Source organism: Microbacterium rhizosphaerae (assembly GCF_034120055.1).
Lineage (GTDB): Bacteria > Actinomycetota > Actinomycetes > Actinomycetales > Microbacteriaceae > Microbacterium > Microbacterium rhizosphaerae.
Genome location: NZ_CP139368.1, coordinates 884,274 through 901,843 on the forward strand (window position 1 = coordinate 884,274; position 17,570 = coordinate 901,843).

The 17,570-nt window shown below is 70.7% G+C and carries 11 protein-coding genes; 6 read left to right on the top strand and 5 right to left on the bottom strand.

Going from position 1 to position 17,570, the window contains the following annotated elements; translation table 11 throughout:
• Positions 1 to 8: 8 nt before the first annotated feature.
• Both SM116_RS03870 and SM116_RS03875 read left to right on the top strand, forming a co-directional pair.
• Positions 9 to 905, top strand: coding sequence for a DNA-methyltransferase (locus SM116_RS03870; protein ID WP_320944092.1), 897 nt, complete (start codon positions 9 to 11; stop codon positions 903 to 905).
• Between the two features lie 29 nt (positions 906 to 934).
• Positions 935 to 1,921, top strand: coding sequence for an LLM class F420-dependent oxidoreductase (locus SM116_RS03875; protein WP_320943149.1), 987 nt, complete (start codon positions 935 to 937; stop codon positions 1,919 to 1,921).
• A 268-nt stretch (positions 1,922 to 2,189) separates the two neighbouring features.
• On the opposite strand, the gene SM116_RS03880 is transcribed toward SM116_RS03875, so the two are convergent.
• The gene (locus tag SM116_RS03880; RefSeq protein ID WP_320943150.1) at positions 2,190 to 3,710 is read right to left on the bottom strand and encodes a carboxylesterase/lipase family protein; all 1,521 of its coding nucleotides are present in this window, start codon (positions 3,708 to 3,710) and stop codon (positions 2,190 to 2,192) included.
• 55 nt (positions 3,711 to 3,765) lie between these two features.
• On the bottom strand, positions 3,766 to 4,377 hold the full coding sequence (locus SM116_RS03885) for a TetR/AcrR family transcriptional regulator (RefSeq protein WP_320943151.1): 612 nt from the start codon (positions 4,375 to 4,377) through the stop codon (positions 3,766 to 3,768).
• Positions 4,378 to 4,480: 103 nt separating this feature from the next.
• On the opposite strand from SM116_RS03885, the gene SM116_RS03890 reads away from it, so the two are divergent.
• A complete protein-coding gene (locus SM116_RS03890; RefSeq protein ID WP_320943152.1) occupies positions 4,481 to 5,773 on the top strand; it encodes an MFS transporter in 1,293 nt (430 codons plus the stop codon).
• Between the two features lie 92 nt (positions 5,774 to 5,865).
• Positions 5,866 to 8,220 (top strand): beta-glucosidase, encoded by a 2,355-nt coding sequence (locus SM116_RS03895; RefSeq protein WP_320943153.1) that lies wholly within the window; start codon positions 5,866 to 5,868, stop codon positions 8,218 to 8,220.
• 127 nt (positions 8,221 to 8,347) lie between these two features.
• On the opposite strand, the gene SM116_RS03900 is transcribed toward SM116_RS03895, so the two are convergent.
• From SM116_RS03900 to galT, 3 genes are all read right to left on the bottom strand, one after another.
• The gene (locus SM116_RS03900; protein WP_320943154.1) at positions 8,348 to 9,184 is read right to left on the bottom strand and encodes an alpha/beta fold hydrolase; all 837 of its coding nucleotides are present in this window, start codon (positions 9,182 to 9,184) and stop codon (positions 8,348 to 8,350) included.
• A 76-nt stretch (positions 9,185 to 9,260) separates the two neighbouring features.
• Positions 9,261 to 10,532: a galactokinase gene (gene galK, locus SM116_RS03905; protein ID WP_320943155.1), complete on the bottom strand. Its 1,272-nt coding sequence runs from the start codon at positions 10,530 to 10,532 to the stop codon at positions 9,261 to 9,263.
• A complete protein-coding gene (gene galT, locus SM116_RS03910; RefSeq protein ID WP_320943156.1) occupies positions 10,529 to 11,683 on the bottom strand; it encodes a galactose-1-phosphate uridylyltransferase in 1,155 nt (384 codons plus the stop codon). The genes galK and galT overlap by 4 nt, the downstream gene beginning before the upstream one ends.
• Positions 11,684 to 11,850: 167 nt before the next feature.
• Between galT and SM116_RS03915 the strand changes: the two genes are divergently transcribed.
• Positions 11,851 to 12,846: a LacI family DNA-binding transcriptional regulator gene (locus tag SM116_RS03915; protein WP_320943157.1), complete on the top strand. Its 996-nt coding sequence runs from the start codon at positions 11,851 to 11,853 to the stop codon at positions 12,844 to 12,846.
• 103 nt (positions 12,847 to 12,949) lie between these two features.
• Positions 12,950 to 17,533 (top strand): family 43 glycosylhydrolase, encoded by a 4,584-nt coding sequence (locus SM116_RS03920; RefSeq protein WP_320943158.1) that lies wholly within the window; start codon positions 12,950 to 12,952, stop codon positions 17,531 to 17,533.
• The last annotated feature ends 37 nt before the right edge of the window (positions 17,534 to 17,570 follow it).

Consider the following 17,570-nt stretch of genomic DNA (forward strand, 5'->3'; position numbering starts at 1 on the left):
TCGAGATCATGCGGACGCTGCCGGACGGCTCCTTCACGCTCGTCTACCTCGACCCGCCGTTCAACACCGGCCGCCAGCAGACCAAGGCCGTCGTCACGGCTCGCTCCACGTCCGGGATTCAGTCTGCCCAGGATGCCTCCGCGGCGCACTCCGCGGAAGACCGGGGCATGGCCCGGCCCGCCCGCACGTCCGGACTGAATCCTGAACGCCGGAGTGGCGGGACGCCTGAGGTGCGAACGGGATTCCACGGCCGGGAGTACGAGCGGCTGCGCGGCGACCTCCGCGCCTACGACGACCGGTTCGACGACTACTGGGGCTTTCTCGAGCCGCGGCTCGCCGAGGCCTGGCGGCTGCTCGCCGACGATGGCACGCTCTACCTGCACCTGGACTACCGCGAGGCGCACTACGCCAAGGTCATGATGGACGCCCTGTTCGGTCGGGAGCGCTTCCTCAACGAGCTCATCTGGGCGTACGACTACGGCGCGAAGAGCCGGCGGCGATGGCCGACGAAGCACGACACGATCCTCGTGTACGTGAAGGATCCGCGGCGGTACTGGTTCGATGCCGAGTCTGTGGACCGCGAGCCGTACATGGCGCCGGGGCTCGTGACCGCGGAGAAGGCCGCGCGCGGAAAGCTGCCGACCGACGTCTGGTGGCACACGATCGTGCCGACGACCGGTCGGGAGAAGACCGGCTACCCGACGCAGAAGCCCGAGGGGATCCTGCGGCGCATCGTGCAGGCATCCAGCCGCCCCGGCGACACCGTCCTCGATCCGTTCGCCGGAAGCGGCACGACGGGAGCCGTCGCGTCCGCGCTCGGAAGGAACGCCGTGCTCATCGACGAGAACCCTGAAGCGGTCGCGGTGATGACCACCCGAGTGCCGAATGCCACCGTCATCGCCTGACAGTTAACAGGCGGCAATAGTCTGGGGCCATGCGCTTCGGAACATTCATCCCCCAAGGCTGGCGATTCGACCTCGTCGGCATCGACCCGAACGAACACTGGAACACCATGCGCGGGCTCGCCGAGCGCGCGGACGCCGGCCCCTGGGAATCCCTGTGGGTCTACGACCACTTCCACACGACGCCCGTGCCGAGCGAGGAGGCGACCCACGAGGCGTGGACCCTCATGTCGGCCTTCGCTGCGTCGACCCGACGCATCCGTCTGGGCCAGATGTGCACCTGCATGGGCTACCGAAACCCGGCGTACCTCGCGAAGGTCGCCGCAACCGTCGACCACGTGTCGGGCGGCCGCGTGGAGATGGGGATCGGCGGCGGCTGGTACGAGCACGAGTGGCGTGCGTATGGATACGGGTTCCCCGAGGTGCCCGAGCGGCTCCGGATGCTGCGCGAGGGCGTCGACATCATGCGCCAGGCGTGGACGACCGGAACGGCGACCCTCGATGGCCGCGAGTACCAGGTCGACGGCGCGATCGTGCGTCCGCTGCCGGTGCAGGACGGCGGCATCCCGCTGTGGATCGCCGGCGCCGGCGAGAAGGTGACCCTGAAGATCGCCGCCCAGTACGGCCGTTACACGAACTTCGCGGGCGCGATCGAGGAGTTCGACCACAAGGCGGCGGTGCTCCGCGGCCACTGCGAGAACATCGGTCGTGATGCGGGCGAGATCACGATGTCGTCGAACTTCAACACGATCGTCGGCGCGACCGAGGCCGAGGCGCGCGACCGGCTGGCCGCGGTGAAGGACCGGCTGCTGCCGTTCGTCGGGCCGGACCGCGCCGATGCGATCGAGCACGACTACCTGGGTTCCGACGCGTTCGGCACGCCGGAGCAGATCGTGGAGAAGCTCCGCCTGCGCGGGGAGCACGGCATGGGATACAGCATCCATTACTTCCCGGAGCTCGCGTACGACCCCTCGGGTCTCGAGCTGTTCGAGCGCGAGGTCATCCCCGCCCTCGGCTGACGCCGGCAGACCCGACTCCTCGCCTGTCACGATCCATGGCCGCCACCCGGTGTTCGTGACAACTGGGCGCGGCGGAGGGACGCTCACCTGTCACGAACACCGGCCGCAGCCCGTGTTCGTGACAGGCGAGCGAGGTGGAGACAGGCGAGGGGTCTGTGTGCGGCAGGCGAGCGAGGTGGAGACAGGTGAGGGGTCTGTGTGCGGCAGGTGAGCGAGGTGGGGACAGGCGAGGGGTCGGTGTGCGGCAGGAGAGCGAGGGAGGACCCGCTCACAGCAGCGGGCGCACCCCGGCGTAGCCGTCGCGCTGCACGTCGGAGCGGGATGCCGGTCCCCCGAACACCCGGGTGACGCCCGCGTCGTCCGACCAGGCCGGCCACTCCGCGCGACCCTCCCGGATGAGCACCACAGCGGCGCCGTGCGTCGCATCCGCGAGCGCCTGCGGCGGGTGCTCACCCGCAAGGGCCGGGATGCCGACCGACGAGTCGAGGCAGTCGAACCAGAACGGCACGTCGATGCAGTGCACCGCCGAGCCGAAGGGCGAACCGGCGTAGGAGTACCGGTACACCCAGGTCGGCGCATCCCCGCGCGCATCCGCGGCACGCACGACGCCCATCTTGAACACCTTGTCCGAGACGTAGCGACCGAGCACGGCGGCGTGCCCCTTGGCGACGACGTCCTTGTTCGCCGCGAGGTAGGCCCTGCGCGCAGGTGCCGTGAGACCCATCCTCCCGAGCAGGAGCGACAGCGGGATCCACCGCAGCTTCTTCTCCTGACCGGCGAGGGCCATCGCGAACTCGTCGTCCGTCGCGCCGAGCACGAGCGGCTTGTCGGCGCCGACGCCGGCGCGGAGCGAGTCCGACGTCGGGCGGACGATCAGGTCGCCGTCGATCGACGGACCGAGCCCGAGGCCGCCGTCGAGGAGCGCCGCGACGTCCCGGCCGGCGTCGGTGGCCGCCTTCTGCGCCTCGATCAGCCGGTCCTCGTCCACCGCCTCGAGCGCGGCGCGGGTCGGCTCCACGCCGAGATGGTTCGCCACCTTCGCCGTGAGCGTCCGCGCCCGCTCCGGAGCGACATCGGCGAGGGCGGGCGACAGCGACCACACGCCGTGGAACAGATGCTGCGCCTTCTCGATGCCGAGGAGCGTCAGCACCGCGCCACCGCCGGCGGACTGCCCGGCGATCGTGACCCGGCGAGGGTCGCCGCCGAAGGCGCGGATGTTCTCCTGCACCCACTCGAGCGCGGCGATCCAGTCGCGGACGCCGCGGTTGTCCGGCGCGCCATCGACGTGCCCGAAGCCGATGAAGCCGAGCCGGTACGAGATCGACACCGTCACGACACCGTCGCGATTGAAGTTGCGGCCGTCATACCACGGGCTCGCGGGAGAGCCGGCGAAGTAGCCGCCGCCGTGGATCCACACGAGCACGGGGAGCGCCGCATCCGCTTGCCCCGGCACGGGCGTGAACACGTTGACGTTCAGGGTGGCATCGCCCGGCACGGACGGCTCGGGGATGAGCGTCACACCCGGGTCGCCGCGCTGCGCCGTCGCACCGAACTCGAGCGCATCGCGCACGCCCTCCCACGACTCGACCGGCACGGGCGCCGCGAACCGCAGCTCGCCGACCGGCGGCTGGGCGAACGGGATGCCGAGGAACGCGGCGCTGCGCACGTCCGAGCCGACGGTCGGCCGCCATGCGCCGCGCACCCGGCCGACGGCCGTGTCGACCTCGACGAAGGCGTCCGAGGGCGCCACGCGCCCGGTCGGAGCGGGAGTGGGGAGAGCTTCGGTCATGCGGGAGATCCTCCTTCGGACGTCCTGGATGGATGCGGCCGCCTGACCGCACGGATCAGCTGGATGCCGCCTCTGCCTGGGCAGGAGCCGGCGCCAGCAGCTGGAACAGGGCGTCGACCGTCGCAGCCATGTCGACGTCGGGATCGAGGAGCCACTGCAGCTGCATCCCGTCCGACGCGGCCTGGAACAGGCGGCCGACGACCTCGGCGTCGACCCGGTCGGTGATGCGCCCGGCCGACTGCTCCTTGCGCACGGTCTCGGTGAACAGTTGGCGGATGAGAGCGCTGCGCTCCAGGTAGTACTCGTGCGCAGGATGCGCCGTGTCGCTGGCCTCGACCGCGAGCCGCGAGAAGAGCTCGACGACGCCGGGGACCTCGCTGTTGTGCCGGATGACGCGCAGAAAGCCCTCGCGCATCGAGGTGAGGTCCACCTCGTTCGGATCGAACCGACCGGCGTCCACCTCGTCGCGCTTGCGGAGGATCTCGACGAACAGCTGCTCCTTGGAGCCGAAGTAGTGGAGGAGTCCGGCCTGGCTGAGGCCGACGGCATCCGCGATCTCGCGGACGGATGCGCCGCGGAAGCCCTCGCGGGCGATCACCTCGAGGGCGCGCGTGAGGATCTCCTCGCGCTTCGCGACGCCCTTCGCGTACGAACCCCTCTTCGCCATGACTTGAGATTAAACCCGAACAGCACTTGAAATCTCAAAACCGAGTGCCGTAAGGTTTTCTTACGCTCAGAGGCGAGCGTTCCCGCACATCCGAGGAAGCCCCATGACACTGCCGTCCGAATCGGTCGCCCCCATAACCGAGACCACGTTCGTCGCCACCGCATCCGGCGAGGTCGACCCGCCCGCCCCCGTCAAGGGCGTCCGTCGCCTGCTGTGGTGGATCCTCCCCGCGAACTTCGCGATCTTCGCCATCTGGGGCTCGATTCCCGGTCTGCTGCTGCCCCAGCAGGTCACGGTCGCCCTCGGTGCGAGCGACAAGGTCGCCAACATGCTGGTCATCAGCACGATCGGCGCCTTCGCGGCGATGATCGCCCAGCCCATCGCGGGCCAGGTCTCCGACCGGACGCGCTCGCGCTTCGGCCGTCGTGCGCCGTGGATCATCCTCGGCGCGCTCGCGGGAGCGCTTTCGCTCGTCGGCCTCGCGTTCGCGAACTCGCTCGTCGGGTTCGTCACCGCCTGGACGCTCGTGCAGATCACGTACAACTTCGCGCAGGGCCCGCTGAGCGCGGTCATGCCCGACCGTGTCCCGATCGCCCGCCGCGGCACCTTCGCCACGCTCTCCGGCATCGGCCTCATGGTCGGCGCCGTGGGCGGCTCGGTCGTCGGCGCGGCGTTCTTCCACAGCATCGCCGTCGGCTACATCTTCTTCGCGGTGTTCGCCGTCGTCGTCCTGACGCTCTTCGTGGTGTTCAACCCGGACCACCCGAGCACGAACTTCGCACGCGAGCCGTTCGGCTTCACCGAGTTCCTCCGCACCTTCTGGGTCAACCCCGTCACGCACCCGGACTTCTTCTGGGCCTTCACGGGCCGCCTCCTGCTGTACACGGGCTACTTCGGCGTCATCGGCTACCAGCTGTTCATCCTCACCGACTACCTGCACGTGACGTCGCCGGAGACGGTCATCCCGCTCCTCAGCCTGATCAGCCTCGCCGGCGTCATCATCGCGACAGCGGTCTCGGGCCCGCTGTCCGACAAGGTCGGCCGTCGCAAGCCCTTCGTCTTCGGCTCGTCGGTCGTCATGGGCCTCGCCCTGCTGCTGCCGTGGATCTCGCCGACCCTGACCTCGTGGATGATCATGACCTTCGTCATGGGTCTCGGCTTCGGCATGTTCCAGGCCGTCGACACGGCGCTCATGAGCCAGGTGCTGCCGTCGGCCAAGTCGTTCGGCAAGGACCTGGGCGTCGTCAACATCGCGGCCACGCTGCCGCAGACGCTCGCCCCGGCCGTCGGCGGTGCCATCGTGCTGTCGCTCGGCTATGCGGGCCTCTTCCCCGTCGGCATCGTCCTCAGTATCCTCGGCGCCGTCTGCGTCTGGTTCATCAAGGCGACGCGCTGATCCCGCTCCCCGGGGGCGGCGCAGACGGATGCCGCGGCATCCTGATGACGTCGCCCCCGGGCCACCACCCCTCCCACCGAAAGGACGCTCGCATGGCCGACGTCACCGCATCCTCCCCACGGCCACTCGACGGATCGCTGGCGCGATCCGTCGAGCCTCCGGCCGCGTGGGCCCACCTGACTCTCGAAGAGAAGGCGTCGCTCACCAGCGGCGCGAGCTTCTGGTACACCAAGCCCGTCGAGCGCGTGGGCGTCCCGGCCATCATGGTGACCGACGGCCCGCACGGCCTGCGCAAGCAGCGCGCATCCGGCGACCACCTCGGCATCGGCGACAGCGTGCCGGCGACGTGCTTCCCGCCGGCCGTCGGTCTCGGCTCCTCGTGGGACATCGAGCTGATCCACCGCGTCGGCGAGGCGCTCGGCACCGAGACGTCGATCGAGAACGTCGCGGTCCTGCTCGGCCCGGGCATCAACATCAAGCGCTCGCCGCTGTGCGGCCGCAACTTCGAGTACTTCTCCGAGGACCCGATCGTCTCCGGCGTGCTCGGCACCGCGATCGTCACGGGCATCCAGTCGAAGGGCGTCGGCACGTCGCTGAAGCACTTCGCCGCCAACAATCAGGAGAACGACCGGATGCGGGCCTCCAGCGACGTCGACCCGCGCCCACTGCGGGAGATCTACCTGCGCGGCTTCCAGCGTGTCGTCGAGGACGCGCAGCCGTGGACGGTCATGTGCTCCTACAACCGCATCAACGGCGTGTACGCCTCCCAGGACCACTGGCTGCTCACGGAGGTGCTGCGCGACGAGTGGGGCTACGACGGTCTCGTCGTCTCCGACTGGGGCGCCGTCGACGAGCGCGTGCCGGGCCTCGCCGCCGGCATGGACCTCGAGATGCCCTCGTCGAACGGCGTGACGGATGCGCAGCTCGTCGCCGCTGTGCGCGACGGCTCGCTCGACGAGTCGGTGCTCGACGTCGCGGCGAACCGCGTGCTCGACCTGGTCCGCAAGGCGACCGAGGGTGCGGGTGCCGTCCAGGGCCCGCTCGACGTCGATGCGCACCACGCCCTCGCCCGCGAGGCTGCCGGCCGCTCGATCGTGCTCCTGAAGAACGCCCCGGTCGGCGAGCCCGCCGAACCGCTGCTGCCGCTCGCGAAGGACGCGAAGATCGCCGTCATCGGCGAGTTCGCCGAGAAGCCGCGCTACCAGGGCGCCGGCTCGTCGATGATCAGCCCGACGCGTCTCGACTCGGCGCTCGAGGAGATCCGCGCGCTCGCGACCGGAGAGGTCGCCTACGCCCGGGGCTTCAGCACCGCGCTCGAGGTCCCGGGCGACGAGGCCGAGGCCCTGCGCGACGAGGCGGTGGCCGCCGCATCCCGCGCCGACGTCGCCGTCGTGTTCCTCGGACTGCCCGCCCGCCTCGAGTCGGAGGGCTACGACCGCGAGGACATCGATCTGCCCGCCGCGCAGCTCGAGCTGCTCGACGCGGTGGTCGTCGCGAACCGCAACGTCGTCGTGGTGCTCTCGAACGGCGGTGTTGTCGCGCTGCCGTTCGCGGCATCCGTCCCGGCGATCCTCGAGGGCTGGCTGCTCGGGCAGGCCGGCGGCGGGGGGACGGCCGATGTCCTGTTCGGCGATGTCAACCCCTCGGGCAAGCTCACGGAGACGATCCCGGCGCGGCTCGAGGACACTCCCGCGTTCCTCGACTTCCCGGGCGAGTTCTCGCACGTCCGCTATGGAGAGGGCCTGTTCGTCGGCTACCGCTGGTACGACGCGCGCCGCATGGAGGTCGCGTACCCGTTCGGCCACGGCCTCTCGTACACGACGTTCTCGTACGGGGATGCCACGGCCGCGGTGAACGCGGACGGCGATGTCGAAGTGACCGTCGAGGTCACCAACACCGGCGAGCGTGCGGGCCGCGAGGTCGTGCAGGTGTACACGTCGCTGCCGGGATCGTCGGTGCAGCGCGCGCCGCGCGAGCTCAAGGCCTTCGCGTCGGTCGAGCTGCAGCCCGGCCAGACGAGGGCCGCCACATTGACGGTGCGCCGCAAGGACCTCGCGTACTGGGACATCCGCGTCGGCCGGTGGGTCGTCGAGGGCGGCGAATACATGGTGGAGGTCGCCGCATCCAGCCGTGACATCCGCTCGTCCGTCTCGCTGCTCGTCGAGGGCGACGCCTTCACGCTGCCGCTCTCGCGCTCGTCCTCGATGGGCGAGGTGCTGCGCCACCCGGTCGCAGGCCCGATCGTCCAGGCGCAGCTCGCCCGGATGATGGCCGGCATGGGCGACGGCGCGGCCTCGATCATGCCCGAGGGCGTCGACTTCACGAAGATGATGGAGTCGTTCCCCATCGGCCGCATCGGCATGATGGGCGCGCTCGCCGGCGACGGCGGCAGCGTCAGCCCGGAGATGATCGACGGGCTCATCGCCATGGCGAACGCGCAGGCCTGACCGCTCACGCCGCGAGCCCGCACTCCCGTCCGCGAGCCCACACTCTCTTTCCGAACCCATACCCGATGTGCGCACATCGGGTGTGGGTTCGGGGATCGAGTGTGGGCTCGCGGTGTCGTCGGGGTGATCAGCCGCGCAGGAACGACAGCAGCGCCTCGTTCACCTCCGCGGCGTGGGTGAGCAGCATCCCGTGCGGAGCGCCCTCGATCTCGACGTACTCCGCATCGGGCAGCAAGGTGCGGAACCGGCGCGCGGTCGCATCGATCGGCAGGATGTTGTCGGCCGTGCCGTGCAGGATGAGCGCGGGGACGTCGATCTTCGGGATGTCGGGGCGGAAGTCGGTCGGCCAGGACAGCGGCGCGGCGGCGATCGCGACGTTGCCCATCTGGTTGGCGACCTGCACACTGCCGGCGAGCGCTTCGGGCGAGATGTGCGACCCGAGCATCTCGTCGAGGTTGTAGAAGTCGTGGAAGAAACCCGTGAGGAACGCCCAGCGGTCGGCGCGCACCGCCGCAGAGACGCCCTCGAAGTACTCGGCCGGAGCGGCGCCCTCCGGGTTGTCGTCGCCCAGCAGCAGGTACGGCTCGAGTGAGCCGATGAACACCGCCTTCGCGACGCGCGCGCTGCCGTACGACGCGAGGTAGCGGGCGATCTCGCCCGTGCCCATCGAGAAGCCGACGAGCATCGCATCGCGCAGGTCGAGCCGCTCCATGATGACGTTGAGGTCGGCGGCGAACGCGTCGTAGTTGTATCCGTACGCGGCCTTGGTGGATGCGCCGAACCCGCGCCGGTCGTACGCGATGACCCGGTAGCCGGCATCCAGCAATGCGGCGGACTGCGCCGCCCACGATTCGCCGTTCAGCGGGAACCCGTGGATGAGCACGACAGGCTGGCCGGTGCCCTGGTCGGTGTAGAAGAGGTCGATGTCGACGGAGTTCTCGTGGTCGACCGTGATGAATGCCATGACGCTCCTTCCGGGGCGGGCGGGATGCCGACACCCTGCGTTCGACGTTAGGCCCGCGGCATCCCCTCCGCCAGTCTCAGGAGTCCCGGCGGGCGCCGTCCGAGGGCTCGACTACGAAGATGCCCGGCTCGGCGAAACCCGCATCGGCGAACGCGCGCGCGACCGACTGCGAGACCGCGTCGGCCTCCTCGCGGTGCACGAGGGCGATGGCGCTGCCGCCGAATCCGCCGCCGGTCATGCGAGCTCCGACGGCTCCGGCGGCCAGGGCGGCCTCGACCGCCGTGTCGAGCTCGGGGCACGAGACCTCGAAGTCGTCGCGGAGCGACACGTGCGACGCGACGAGCAGGTCGCCGATCGCGAGCGGGCCGTCCTCGCGCAGGAGGCGCACGGTGTCGAGCACGCGCTGGTCCTCGGTCACGACGTGGCGCACGCGGCGGAAGGTCGTCTCGTCGAGCAGCTCGCGAGCCCGGTCGAGGTCGGCGGGGGAGAGGTCGCGCAGCGCCGTCACACCGAGCGCTGCGGCACCGCGCTCGCACGCGGCGCGACGGTCGCCGTAGCCGCCGGTCGAGTGCGCGTGTGCGACGCGGGTGTCGATCACGAGCAGCTCGAGTCCCGCATCGGCGAAGCCGAGGTCGACGGGCGTGCCCTCGAGCGAGCGGCAGTCGATGAAGATCGCGGCGTCCCGGCGGCCGAGCATCGATGCCATCTGGTCCATGATCCCGGTGGGCGCGCCGACGGCCTCGTTCTCGGCGCGGCGGCCGATGCGGGCGAGGGCGGTCGCGTCGAGATCGAGTGCCCACACGTCGCGGAGAGCGGATGCCGTGGCCCCTTCGATCGCGGCGGACGACGAGAGCCCGGCCCCGACGGGAACGTCGGAGGCGAGCGCGATGTCGACGCCGACGGGGTCGTCGACGCCCGCCGCGAGCAGCGCCCAGGCCACGCCGAGCGGGTAGGCCGCCCATTCCGGCACGGCGTCCCGCGGGAACTCTCCTCCCGCGAGGTCGGCGAGGTCGATCTCGATCCCCACGCCTACTCCACTCGCCGCTGACGCGTCGAGCGGACCCTCCGGGCGCGTGGGCCCGGGCTCGGGATCGAACGTAGATGCCACGCGGATCCGCCGATCCTCGCGCACCCGCACGGCCGCGACCGTGCGCCGGTCGATGGCGAAGGGCAGGACGAACCCGTCGTTGTAGTCGGTGTGCTCGCCGATGAGGTTCGCGCGGCCCGGTGCCGACCAGACGCCGTCCGGCTCGGCGCCGGTCAGGACGGCGAGCAGCGCGCGGGCGGCCTCGGCAGCGTCCTCCGTGGCGATCGTCGCGTCGTCGCGACGGGCGTCCTGGGTCGTCATACGGTGACTCCTTCCACGGCCTCGCGCAGGCGCGCGGCCGACGTCTCCGGCGGAATCTCGGCGGTCCACGCCCACATGGCGGCCTCGGATCCGGCGAGGAACTTGAGCTTGTCCGCGGCGCGCCGCGGCGACGTGAGCTGCAGGTGCAGGCGCACCGCATCCCGCCCCACGTGCACCGGGGCCTGGTGCCAGGCGGCGATGTACGGGGTCGGGGTCTCGTACAGGGCGTCGACGCCGCGCAGCAGCCGCAGGTAGAGCGGCGCGAGCTCGTCGCGCTCGTCTCCGGTGAGCGCCGCGAAGTCCGGCACATGCCGGTGCGGCATGAGGTGCACCTCGAGCGGCCAGCGGGCCGCGAACGGCACGAAGGCGCTCCAGTGCGAGCCTTCGAGGATGACGCGCTCCGACGCCCGCTCGAACTCGAGGATACGCGCGAACAGGTCGGGGCCCGTCTGCGCCACCGCGTCGAGCACGCGACGGGTGCGCGGCGTGACGTAGGGGTAGGCGTAGATCTGCCCGTGCGGATGCGGCAGCGTGACGCCGATCGCCTCGCCGCGGTTCTCGAACGGGAAGACCTGCTCGATGCCGAGGAGCGACGACAGGGCGCTCGTGCGGTCGGCCCAGGCCTCGATCACCGTGCGGGCGCGCGTGACCGACTGGGTGCCGAACGAGCCCGCGTGTTCGGGACTGAAGCACACGACCTCGCAGCGCCCGACGCTCGTGCGGGTGCGGCCCAGGCCGAGCCGGTCGAGGTCGTCGAGGCCCTGCGGCGGGTCGATCGCCTCGGGTGCGGTGCCGATCGCCTGAGGGAGGGCGGGGCCGAAGGAGGGGGAGCGGTTCTCGAACACGGCGACGTCGTAGCGCGACGGGATCTCGCTCGGATTGGTCGGCGTCTGCGGCGCGAGCGGGTCGGCATCGGCACCCGGCAGCATCACGCGGTTCTGGCGCGCGGCGGCGATCGTGATCCAGTCCCCGGTCAGCACGTCGAGGCGCATGGTCGCCGTGTCCGGCCGGGGGTCGAGCGTGCGGGCGTCGACGGACCGGTCGGGCGGGAGCTGCGTGTCGGGGTCGTCGTAGTAGACCAGGTCGCGGCCGTCCGCGAGGACGGTGGCCCGCTTGACGACGCCGGCGCCGAGGATCTCCGGTGTGTTCACGTCAACACGCTAACAGGACTGCTATGTTATCGTCAACACACCGCTCGACTGTCGCCTTCGCGGGCCACAGACCGTGATCCCGACAGGCGAGCGAGTGCGGGTTCGTTCAGCTGTCACGAACGACGGCTGCAGGCGAGGATTGCGACAGGCGAGCAGGGAGGGATGCCATGGAGCCGAAGCGGGTCTCGATGGCCGACGTCGCCGCCCTCGCCGGCGTCTCCGGCCAGACCGTCTCCCGCGTCGTCAACGACAGCCCGCGCGTCGACCCTGCCACGCGCGCTCGCGTCGAGGCCGCGATGCGCCGGCTCGAGTACCGGCCCCACCGCGCCGCCCGCGCCCTGCGCACCGGCCGCACCCAGACGATCGGCCTCGTGGCCGCGACGCTCGCGACGGTCGGGAACTCCCGCATGCTGCAGGCGGTGGCGGATGCCGCGGCATCCCGTGGTTACGCACTCGCGGTCGTGACCCTCGGCCCCAGCGGAGCCGTGGGCGACGCCTTCGAGCAGCTCCGCGAGCAGGGCGTCGACGGCGCGATCGTGCTGAACGAGGCCACACGTCTCGCGCAGGATGCCGTCATCCCGGCCGGCCTCGCCCTGGTGGTGGTCGACGCCCCGCCGGACGCCGCGTTCGGCGCGGCCCGGGTCGGCGTCATCGCCACCGATCACGCCGGGGGAGCCCGCGCCGCGATCGAGCATCTGCTCGCCCGCGGCCACGCGAGGGTCCACCACATCGCCGGCCCCGAGGGCTCGTTCGCCGCCGCCGAGCGCGAGCGCGGGTGGCGCGAAGCGCTCACAACGGCGGGCGCCGACATCCCGGATCTCGTCCGCGGCGACTGGAGCTCCGCATCCGGGTTCTGCGTCGCCCGAGACCTCCCGGCCGACGCGACGGCCGTCTTCGCGGCCAACGACCAGATGGCGCTCGGGGCGCTGCGCGCGCTCGCCGAGAGCGGCCGCCGCGTGCCCGACGATGTCAGCGTCATCGGCTTCGACGACATCGCGGATTCCGCGGATTACCGCCCTCCGCTGACCACTGTCCGGCAGGACTTCGACGCCCTGGGTGAGCGCGCCCTCGCGATGCTCGTGGCATCCATCGAGACCGGGTCGGCGACGGCGCCCGAGCTGATGCCGGCCCCTCTGGTCGTGCGGGCCAGCACTCGTCCGTAACGACGTTTGACGTGCGGAGCAATCCGCCCCTATGGTGTGTCCGACGTTGATGTTACCGCTAACATCTTCGTACTCCGACGCAGGAGCAGACAGAGGAGCAAGGATGCCCACGATGTTCGGCAGGTTGAGAACCACCGCCGCAGCCCTGATCGCCACCGCCGTGGTCGCAGCCGGCTTCACCGCAGGAGCGGCCCCCGCCGCCGGTGCGGACGCCGGCCTCGTCCTGCGCTACGCCCTGGACGGCACGACCGGGACGACGGCCGTCGACAGCTCCGGCAACGGACGCGACGGAACCCTGAAGGGCGGTGCGACGCTGACGGGCAGCGAGGGTCTCGCCCTCGACGGCTCGACGGGATACGTCAAGCTGCCCGACGACGTGATGGCCGGCCTCAGCTCGATCACGGTGAGCACGCAGGTGCTTGTGAAGCCGTCGCAGTCCACGCCGTACATGCTGTGGGCGTTCGGCAACACCGACTCCGGCGGCGTCGGCAACGGCTACCTCTTCGCGACCGGCGACACGTATCGCGCCGCCGTCGCCTCCGGCAACTGGTCGACCGAGCAGGGCGTGAATTCCAGCGCGGCGCTCGCGCGCGGCACATGGAAGACCCTCACCTACACGATCGACCACGCCTCGAGTACCGCGGTCCTCTACCTCGACGGCACCGAGGTCGCCCGCAGCACGTCCGTGACGACCACCCCCGGCGGCATCGGCGGCGGCCACACCACCGCCGACTACATCGGCCGCTCCGTCTACAGCGCCGACAAGTACCTGAGCGGCAACCTCCGCGACTTCCGCGTCTACGACCACGCCCTCACCGCGGCCGAGATCGCGTCGCTGCAGCCGTCCGACGCCGACCGCGTGCAGCGGGATGCCGCGGCCCTCTCCCTCGGCGACCTCAGTGCCGTGACCGCCGACCTGAACCTCCCGACCACCGGGGCCAACGGCGCGGCGATCTCGTGGGCGTCGAGCGACCCGGCCATCTCGTCGACCGGCACGGTCACCCGTCCCGCGGCCGGCTCGGCCGACGTGGGCGTGACCCTCACCGCCACCCTCTCCCGCGGCGGCGCCTCGACGACGAAGGCCTTCACGGCCACCGTCCTCGCTCTGCCGGGCGACACCGCAGCCGTCGCGAACGCGGCGGCCGCGCTCGGCATCACCAACATCGACGACGTCCGGGGCAACCTGACGCTTCCGGCCGCCCCCGACGGCATCCAGCTGTCGTGGCAGTCCTCGAATCCCGATGTCGTCGCGGCCGACGGCGTCGTGCACCGGCAGTCCGCCGACACCGACGTCACGCTGACGGCGTCGCTCGTCAAGGGCACCGCATCCACCACCCGCACGTTCACCGCGCACGTGCGCGCGGCCGTCCCGTCCACACCGATGGCCGGCTACGCCTTCGCCTATTTCACGGGCGACACGGTCGCGGGCGAGAACATCTACTTCGCCGCCAGCCAGGGCAACAACGCCCTGAAGTGGAACGAGGTCAACGGCGGGCGCCCCGTGCTCACCTCGCAGTACGGCACGAAGGGTCTGCGCGACCCGTTCGTCATCCGCTCTCCCGAGGGCGACACGTTCTACCTGATCGCGACCGATCTCTCGATCGGCAGCGGCACGTCGTGGGATGCCTCGCAGCGCACCGGCAGCCTCTACCTGGAGGTGTGGGAGTCGCACGACCTCGTGCACTGGGGGGCGCAGCGGCACGTGAAGGTCTCGCCCGACAACGCCGGCAACACGTGGGCGCCCGAGGCGTACTGGGACGACACGATCGGCGCGTACGTCGTGTTCTGGGCGTCGAAACTGTACGCGGCGGACGACCCGGGTCACACCGGCAGCACCTACAACCGGATGCTGTACTCCACCACCCGCGACTTCGTGACGTTCTCGACGCCGCAGATCTGGCAGGACGGGGTATCGCGCATCGACTCGACGGTCATCAAGGCGAACGGCGTCTACCAGCGGTTCACGAAGGACGAGGGCGCCGGCACGACGGGATGCAGCGACATCATCCAGGAGAGCTCCACGCAGCTGCGCGCCACGCTGCCCGACTGGAAGATGGTCGCCTCCTGCATCGGCAAGAATGCCGGCACCGCGGCGGTCGAGGGTCCGACCGTGTTCAAGTCGAACCCGGGTGACGTCAACGGCGACAAGTACTACCTCTTCGTCGACGAGTACGGCGGCCGCGGCTACATCCCGCTCGAGACGCCCGACATCGCGGCTCCGAACTGGAAGGTCTCGACGGGCTACACCCTGCCGACGAAGCCGCGCCACGGCACGGTGCTCCCGGTGACGGCCGCGGAGCTCGCCGCGCTCAGCGCGGGGCCGGCTCCGGCGAAGGCCGATGCCGACGGACAGATCCTGCGGTACGACTTCACCGACGGATCCGGCAGCGTCGTCCACGACCGCACGGGCAACGGCCACGACGGCACGATCGTCGGCGGCACGACGTGGTCGTCCGGCTCGCTCGCTCTGGGCGGCACCGACGGCTACGTGGACATGCCGGACGACCTGCTCGCCGGCGTGACCGACACGACCGTGGAGGCCGACGTGTGGATCGACCCCGCGCAGACCGGCAGCTATTTCCTCTACGGATTCGGCAACACGGATGCGTCGGGCACCGGCAGCGGGTACCTCTTCACGACCGGCAACTCGGCGTACCGGACGAGCATCGCGACCGGCAACTGGACCACCGAGCAGACGGTGACCCAGGGCAGCGCTCTGCCCAGAGGCAGGTGGGCGCACCTCGCCTACACGCTGCAGGGCGGCACGGCGCGTATCTACCTCGACGGCGTGCAGGTCGGCGCGAAGACCGGCGTGACGACGCTGCCGAAGGACATCGGCAGCGGCTTCACGGCCGCCAACTACCTCGGACGCTCGGTGTACTCGGCCGACAAGAGGTTCACGGGCAGGTTCCGCGAGTTCGCGCTCTACAACCGCGCACTGACCCCGGCGGAGATCCTCGCCGACTCGGGCAACACGACCGCTCTCGTCGGCGCGTCGCTGACCGACCCGAGCGTGTTGAAGACCGATCCGGTGACGGAAGCGACCGGCCGCACGGTCGTCTACCCGGTGAAGCCGGGAACCGACCTGACGAAGCTGGCTCCGACCTTCGTGGTCGGCGCCGGGGTCACCGCATCCCCCGCATCCGGTGACGTCGTCGACCTGTCCCAGCCCGTCGTCTACACGCTGACAGCGCCGGACGGCACGAAGGCGACGTGGACCCTGCGGGCCGAGCCGGTCGACAGCCCGGTGCTGCCGGGGCTGTACGCCGACCCGAACATCGCGGTCTTCGGCGGCACGTATTACATCTACGCGACGTCGGACGGGTACGCAGGATGGGGCGGCAACACCCTCTACGTCTGGAAGTCCACCGACCTCGTGAACTGGTCGCGCTCCGACAATCCGGTGCTGACGCTCGACGGGGCGAACGGCAACGTGCCGTGGGCGACCGGCAACGCCTGGGCGCCGACGGTCATCGAGCGGGGCGGCAAGTACTACCTGTACTTCAGCGGGCAGAACCCGACCTACAACCGCAAGACGATCGGCGTCGCGGTCGGCGACAGCCCCGACGGGCCGTTCGTGGCGCAGCCGACGGCGATGATCCTCAACAACGAGTCCGTCACGAGCGGCCAGGCGATCGATCCGGCGGCGTTCAAGGACCCGCAGACCGGCAAGTACTACCTCTTCTGGGGCAACGGCAAGCCATTGTACGCCGAGCTGGGCGACGACATGACGTCGATCAAGCCGGGCACGATCGCGGCGATCTCGGGGCTCACCGACTTCCGTGAGGGCATCTTCATGAACTACCGGAACGGGGTCTACCACCTCACCTACTCGATCGACGACACCGGGTCGCCCGACTACCGCGTCGGCTACGCGACGTCCGCGAGCATCAACGGCCCGTGGACCGCCCGAGGGGTGCTGCTGCAGAAGGATTCGTCCCAGGGCATCCTGGCGACCGGTCACAGCTCGATCATCAACGTCCCGGGCACCGACGACTGGTACATCGCGTACCACCGGTTCGCGATCCCGGGCGGCGACGGTCAGCACCGGGAGACGACGATCGACCGCCTCGCGATCGGAGCGGACGGGCTCTTCCAGCGGGTCGCGCCGACGCTGTCGAGCGTGGCACCGGAGACCGTCCCCGACCCGCAGCCGCTGACCGTCTCGATCGCCGGCGCGCCGATCGTCGGCCGTACGCTGACGGCGAGCTGGTCGACGCCGTGGACGGCATCGACCATCGGCTGGACCCGCGACGGTGCACCCATCGACGGTGCGCACGGTGCGACGTACACGCTGACGGCGGCGGATGCGGGGGCCACGGTGGCGGCGGTCGTCAGCGGCACGAAGCCGCTCTGGCCGGGCGCGACGGCGTCCGCGAAGGTCGGACCGGTGCTGCCGTTCGACGTGCGGCTGAGCGTCACGACGAGATGCGTGGCGGACCGCGTGCAGCTCTTCGTCGCCGCGGCGAATTCGGCGGACACGCCGCTCGACGTGGCGGTGACGACCGACTTCGGCACCAAGACGCTCACGGGCCTCGCCGCCGGCGCGACGGAGAAGCTGGCCTTCCCGGTGAAGACGGCGGCGCTGCCCGGGAGCGGAGGCACGGCGGTCGTCACAGGGCAGCTGGCCGGCACGACCGTCAGCGGGACGTACTCCTTCTCGTACGATGGCACGCTCTGCGGCTGAGCGGATCACGCGACCCGGCCGGGGCCTTCGGGCTCCG

Excerpts from the sequence above, each read along its gene's own strand:
- SM116_RS03915 (WP_320943157.1), top strand. The coding sequence starts at position 11,851 with ATGGAGCCGAAGCGGGTCTCGATGGCCGACGTCGCCGCCCTCGCCGGC.
- SM116_RS03920 (WP_320943158.1), top strand. The coding sequence starts at position 12,950 with ATGCCCACGATGTTCGGCAGGTTGAGAACCACCGCCGCAGCCCTGATC.
- SM116_RS03870 (WP_320944092.1), top strand. The coding sequence starts at position 9 with ATGCGGACGCTGCCGGACGGCTCCTTCACGCTCGTCTACCTCGACCCG.
- SM116_RS03890 (WP_320943152.1), top strand. The coding sequence starts at position 4,481 with ATGACACTGCCGTCCGAATCGGTCGCCCCCATAACCGAGACCACGTTC.
- SM116_RS03880 (WP_320943150.1), bottom strand. The coding sequence starts at position 3,710 with ATGACCGAAGCTCTCCCCACTCCCGCTCCGACCGGGCGCGTGGCGCCC.
- SM116_RS03885 (WP_320943151.1), bottom strand. The coding sequence starts at position 4,377 with ATGGCGAAGAGGGGTTCGTACGCGAAGGGCGTCGCGAAGCGCGAGGAG.
- galK (WP_320943155.1), bottom strand. The coding sequence starts at position 10,532 with ATGACGACCCAGGACGCCCGTCGCGACGACGCGACGATCGCCACGGAG.
- SM116_RS03900 (WP_320943154.1), bottom strand. The coding sequence starts at position 9,184 with ATGGCATTCATCACGGTCGACCACGAGAACTCCGTCGACATCGACCTC.
- SM116_RS03895 (WP_320943153.1), top strand. The coding sequence starts at position 5,866 with ATGGCCGACGTCACCGCATCCTCCCCACGGCCACTCGACGGATCGCTG.
- SM116_RS03875 (WP_320943149.1), top strand. The coding sequence starts at position 935 with ATGCGCTTCGGAACATTCATCCCCCAAGGCTGGCGATTCGACCTCGTC.